Here is a 4,912-nt window from a genome sequence, read left to right on the forward strand (position 1 = left end):
AGCCGCTGCAATTCATCTTTAATGCGCTCGCGCTCACGGCTGCCGGGTCGGTATTCAAGAACCGGTTCATTGGCAGGTGGATCTATGGAGAATATTGCATTGGGCATGCTTAGCCTCCCCTTTTTTAACCTTGTCTACAAAGAAAAGGTAACTCAGAAGACCGCACTTGCAAGGACGGGGCAATGCGGTCAGCAAAAATAAAATCAGGGAAAGCCGCTTTTCAGCAACCTTCCCTGATCATATTCTTTGATTCTCATAATTCCGCATCCGGTCGGGGCCCTTCCCGGGTGCAGGTGACTGCATTCAATCAGCTGCCTCGAGGTTCTTTGTCCTCAGGGCTGTGCGTTGGTTCTGGAGCCTTTATTCCGTTACCTCCTCCATGGTAACCACCTTGATTACTCTCATGTTTTCCTTTTCAGCAACGGTTCCGGTAACCTTCACTTTTTTGCCGACCATTTCGATTACCAGATCATTGCCTTCGAGAATGTAGCTGCCGTCAGCAGCGTCGAGCACGATGAGATCGCCTTTTTCCGCAATGGTGCCGGTGATACTGTCATCCGCCAAGGCCAGGCCGGCAGTGGCCACCACCATGAACACGGCGGCAACCACGCCAGCAGCTATCTTATTCTTGAATGATTTCATGGCTACTCCCTCCCTCCATTTTTTTCAGTTGGCCCCTCTTTTGCCCAGGGTAGGCGGGGTCGCCTACCCCTATTTTCAATACACCCATGCTGAATCGTCAGCATCTCGGAACCGACCGACGGTGTATGGTTCCCAAACTTACAGCAATGGATATGCCAATCAAATAACCATTTGTTTTATATGAACTATTAAACCATTTGCTATGCCCGTCTGGTTCCACCCCGTTTCATTTTTTGCGCCCGAAATCCCAAAAATTACCCAGCCACAGGGCGCCGGCACCCTGCTGATCTCACATGGTCATGAATAATGAAGGATTAATTTGGAAAAAAAGACCTTTTGTCCGTTGATGCGAGCGAATCGTGATTAAGGGATCCTAAAAAATGCCGATAGCGCAATCATGAATCAGCTGAATACACCATTGATGGAAAACGGGGGCTTGACGCGGCGTCAGGCGATGCGTCTGGGCATCTTAGGGCTCGCCGGCTGGGTGCTTGCGCCGGTTCAGGTTGCTTCTTCAGCCCTGCAGGACGACCTTGAATTGGTCTCGACCATTCCCCATATGGCCGAACGGGAAGGCCCGATGTTGGTATTTCGGGATTTTGTCGCTGATCCGGACCCCGAGGTGGCGCAGCACATCCAACGCCAGTTGGGTCAGCGCAAGGAGATGTTGGATCTGGTCAGGAAAAAAATCGGGTTCGAAAAAAAGGTCAGACTGTCGGTGGAAGACATCCAGGTCCGCCTGATGTTCGTCCCTCAGTTGCAAGAAGATCATGCGGATGCTTACCACCGCTATTGCCAGGACATTACCGCGTATCTCTTTGAGATGAACGAGATGGACAACTGCTATGCGGCCATTTCCAGCCCGAAAGAGAGCTACCCGCCGCTGTCGCAGAGCGGGATATCGGCTTTCCTGGTTCATCGCCTGGCAAAAGATTATCGGGCCGTCTGCCGGTTGACCGCAGAATCCGGTCGAAGCGTTAAGTACAAAGCCTCCGGCGCCATATTCTCCAACCACCTGGGCGCGGTGGACCTGGAGATCCGATCGATAGCCTCAGGGCAGTTCGAATTGTCACGAAAATCCTATACGATTTGGCAAAACAACACCGAGAACCTTTACACCCTCATGTCGATACCGGTTGAAGAAACCCTGCACTATCAACTGGGAAAGGCAACGGACCGTGAAATTGCGGCATCCATGAAGCACCATCCGCCGCAGAACCTATTTGCCGCCCAGCGTCTGGCCGAAGCGTGGATGGCCGTGGAAGAGGCGGTGGTGGGCGGATTGGTAAACCGTGTACTCGAGCGATATTGCAACCAACACCACATGGTCACTCCGGTTTCCCTCGCCGGGGAAGTGCGGCCGGCAGTGCCATCCCTTCATCAGTACCGGCATCGGGACAGGGGTATACAACTGGTAGACAACCTCGGATTCCAAGAGGCCTTTGCGCTGTATATGCAAAGCCCCTCCATGTTCAAGGATCAGCTGTTCCGGCAACAGGATGCAGACTTGGCGAGGAATCCACAGGGAGGGTCAGACCATTCTTCGATCGGGGGTTAGAACCATTTTGATGGGATATCACCCCCGGTATCCGGATTGACCATGAAGCGGTAGCATCCTTCACACAGAATCTGCTGGTCATCCAACACCAATTCCCTTCCCGTGTGAATGACACCACCGCACTGGCTGCAGCAGCCCGAAAAAACCGCTTCATCGCCAGTGGTCAAGGGCCTCTTTTCGACATTGCCTTCCATGACAACCCTCCTTCGACTTCTGGTTTGTTGAACGCTGATATAATGCCGGTCAACGGGATTGTTAATGCGGCACCGGTTGGATAATAAACGCTTGGTAAACTACCCCTGCGTAGGACAGCAAGCAGGAAGCGCTGCCGCTGCCTTGCTGCCTGATTTCAATCAAAGCAAAATTAAGGCCGAATGAAAATAAAGCGTCCTATTGTAAAATTGTTGTTTATTTTAAGAATGTTAGGGTTGTCTCCACACAGTGGCAAATCAGACAAATGTTACAGGATTGAATTATTCTAAACATATTTATGACATTATTGTATTAAGTGTCACGGGCGCATGCGTCGATTAGACGCACCATCCTTTGCCGGTTGAGTGCATGTGTCTGGCGACATCGATATAGCGGATAAACAGGCGTTCGTATGGTGGTATGAAGTGGTGGCGCTGTTGCTGTTCCTACCGCTATTTCTCATCGCTTGTGGATAACCTGACCCCGGAAAAAAGGAAGATCGCCCAGCCGGCAGGAAACTGGAGCGATCTCCTCGCGCTCATTTTTTTTCTGGTCGAACAGCCTTGCCTTCAGGCCGATGGACCCATCACCGAATCATCAAATATGCCGGGCGCCCATATAGACGTCGACGGGTTGGGCCCGCGCGAAGGCAAGTTGCTCCTTGAACTGACCCCAAATCGAGGGTCTCTGGGTTGATTCCTCAGGCGCTTTGGTCATCAGCGACATCAGGGCGCTGACTAACAAAAGGACGCTGCACATGATGTAGGCGGTTTGCGGTGAACCGGTACTGGCCACGATCATCTGCGATACGCGGGGGAAGATGAAGCCGGCGATTCCCCAGGCCGAAAAGACCAACCCATAGTTAATGCCAAAATTTTTAAGACCAAAGTAGTCTTTGGTGGCCGATGGAAACAAGGAGAGGTTGGTGCCGTAATTGAACCCCACCATGGTAGCAGCGGCCATCAGCAGGATGGCTTCGGATTCACCGATGAACAACAGGGAAAAGATGACCGCGGACTGCAGGCTCATCGTGATAAGCAGGGTTCTGGTGCGGCCGATCTTGTCGGATACCACCCCGGCCACGATCCGCCCGCCAGCATTGCCGACGGCCATCAGCGCCACGACGACCCAGGCCAGGTCACCCATGCTCTTTTTGGCCATGCCGGCGACGCCGCCGATGATAATCAGCGCTGCACCGGCACCGATGAAATACATGACCCATAATTTGTAAAATGCAGCGGTTTTAAGCATTTGCATCGGATAATAATTGACCGGTGGAGGCGGCGCGACAGCGCCCTTGTTCGTGGACGCCGCGTTTGCGGGCACATACCCTTGGGGGGGGTTGACCAGGAACATGGACAAGATGCACACCACGGCCATGAAAGCGACACCGAATATAAGCATCGACTGGCTGAGACCGAATTTGGCGATTAGAAAATTGGCCAACGGGGCGATGTATACGGAGGCCAGGCCGAACCCGGCAACGACGATGCCGGCGATCATGCCTGTTTTGGAGGCAGGAAACCATTTAATGGCCGGCGGCGTGGCCGACGCATACCCGAATCCGAGCCCCAGACCGGTTAGGACGCCGAAGCCCAGGATCCAGGCGGAAAGGGCGTTGGACTGGGAGATGACGATCAGCCCGGCACCGGTGAGAAGCCCGCCGATCACAGCGGTCACGCGTGGGCTGAGTTTGTCCTGAATCCGACCGGCAAAGACCATGGCCACCGTGAACATCAGGCAACAAACGGCATATGGATCGTTTAGCGAGGCAATATCCCAGTCGAACACCCCGTCTTTGGCCATTACCGACTCCTTGATGGCTTGCTTGAATATGCTCCAGGTGTAAAGGATACCCAGTGCCAGGTTGATCCCCAACCCGGCCATGGTTACGCTCCAGCCTCTGTTCTTAATCTCGTTCATGGCTTTCTCCGTAAAAAAGTTAATTAAACCTCAACCAATCGTTGTCAGATTGTCGGGGGGGCATAAGGACCCACCGGTGTTGGACGCCAGGTTCAGTTGCTCCATCAGCCGGATCAACCGCTCCGTTTCTTCTCGAATGATATTCAAACATTGGGTTCGGTCGCAGGCATTCAGCCCGGGATAGTCAACCAGCAACTCGGACAGGGACCGGACGGACGCCAGTGAATTGACGAACTCATGGCCGACCATCTCGGTTTTGCAAAGCAGCATCGTTGCTCGGGAAATCATATGACCCGCCTCTCCATCCTTGACCTGTGGGTTAATGAACGCCATTCATTGAATTTTTTGAATGAATTGAATGGGCTTCATCTTATACCTTAACAAGGTTCGTGCCATCGCTGAAAATCTTTTTAACCAATTGATTTTTATATAATTTTTTAAAAAGTTAGAATTGGTCGGGGTGAAGAAGCTCACAACTTAGGTTGTGGGTCTTGGCATCCATGCCCCAAGAGATAGGTGGCATGCCGCTGATACCGGTGGAAAGTGGGAGAGGGGTGGGCGAATACAACAAAAATTGTATTTACAACAAAGGTTGTG

General features: G+C 52.5%; 5 protein-coding genes. 1 reads left to right on the plus strand and 4 read right to left on the minus strand.

Annotation, left to right across the window (positions count from 1 at the left end; all coding sequences use genetic code 11):
- Positions 1 to 360: 360 nt before the first annotated feature.
- A complete protein-coding gene (locus ABYV26_RS20910; RefSeq protein WP_372683297.1) occupies positions 361 to 642 on the minus strand; it encodes a DUF5818 domain-containing protein in 282 nt (93 codons plus the stop codon).
- Between the two features lie 397 nt (positions 643 to 1,039).
- Here ABYV26_RS20910 and ABYV26_RS20915 point away from each other — a divergent pair, with 397 nt between their 5' ends.
- Positions 1,040 to 2,200: a hypothetical protein gene (locus ABYV26_RS20915; protein ID WP_372683298.1), complete on the plus strand. Its 1,161-nt coding sequence runs from the start codon at positions 1,040 to 1,042 to the stop codon at positions 2,198 to 2,200.
- Here the strand turns inward: ABYV26_RS20915 and ABYV26_RS20920 are convergent.
- The 3 genes from ABYV26_RS20920 to ABYV26_RS20930 all read right to left on the minus strand — a co-directional run bounded on the left by ABYV26_RS20920 (position 2,197) and on the right by ABYV26_RS20930 (position 4,603).
- Complete coding sequence (locus ABYV26_RS20920) at positions 2,197 to 2,394, minus strand: hypothetical protein (RefSeq protein WP_372683299.1); 198 nt, start codon at positions 2,392 to 2,394, stop codon at positions 2,197 to 2,199. The genes ABYV26_RS20915 and ABYV26_RS20920 overlap by 4 nt on opposite strands.
- A 595-nt stretch (positions 2,395 to 2,989) precedes the next feature.
- Positions 2,990 to 4,315 carry an OFA family MFS transporter gene (locus tag ABYV26_RS20925; protein ID WP_372683300.1) on the minus strand — a complete coding sequence of 442 codons (1,326 nt, stop codon included), beginning with the start codon at positions 4,313 to 4,315 and terminating at the stop codon, positions 2,990 to 2,992.
- Between the two features lie 30 nt (positions 4,316 to 4,345).
- Entirely contained in the window at positions 4,346 to 4,603 is a 258-nt protein-coding gene (locus ABYV26_RS20930; RefSeq protein ID WP_372683301.1) for a histidine kinase dimerization/phospho-acceptor domain-containing protein, read from the minus strand.
- Between the last annotated feature and the right edge of the window lie 309 nt (positions 4,604 to 4,912).

Origin of the sequence: Desulfosarcina sp., assembly GCF_041551955.1 — a bacterium.
GTDB lineage: Bacteria > Desulfobacterota > Desulfobacteria > Desulfobacterales > Desulfosarcinaceae > Desulfosarcina.

Coding starts and splice junctions, on each gene's coding strand:
- ABYV26_RS20915 (WP_372683298.1), top strand. CDS start 1,040: ATGAATCAGCTGAATACACCATTGATGGAAAACGGGGGCTTGACGCGG.
- ABYV26_RS20925 (WP_372683300.1), bottom strand. CDS start 4,315: ATGAACGAGATTAAGAACAGAGGCTGGAGCGTAACCATGGCCGGGTTG.
- ABYV26_RS20920 (WP_372683299.1), bottom strand. CDS start 2,394: ATGGAAGGCAATGTCGAAAAGAGGCCCTTGACCACTGGCGATGAAGCG.
- ABYV26_RS20930 (WP_372683301.1), bottom strand. CDS start 4,603: ATGATTTCCCGAGCAACGATGCTGCTTTGCAAAACCGAGATGGTCGGC.
- ABYV26_RS20910 (WP_372683297.1), bottom strand. CDS start 642: ATGAAATCATTCAAGAATAAGATAGCTGCTGGCGTGGTTGCCGCCGTG.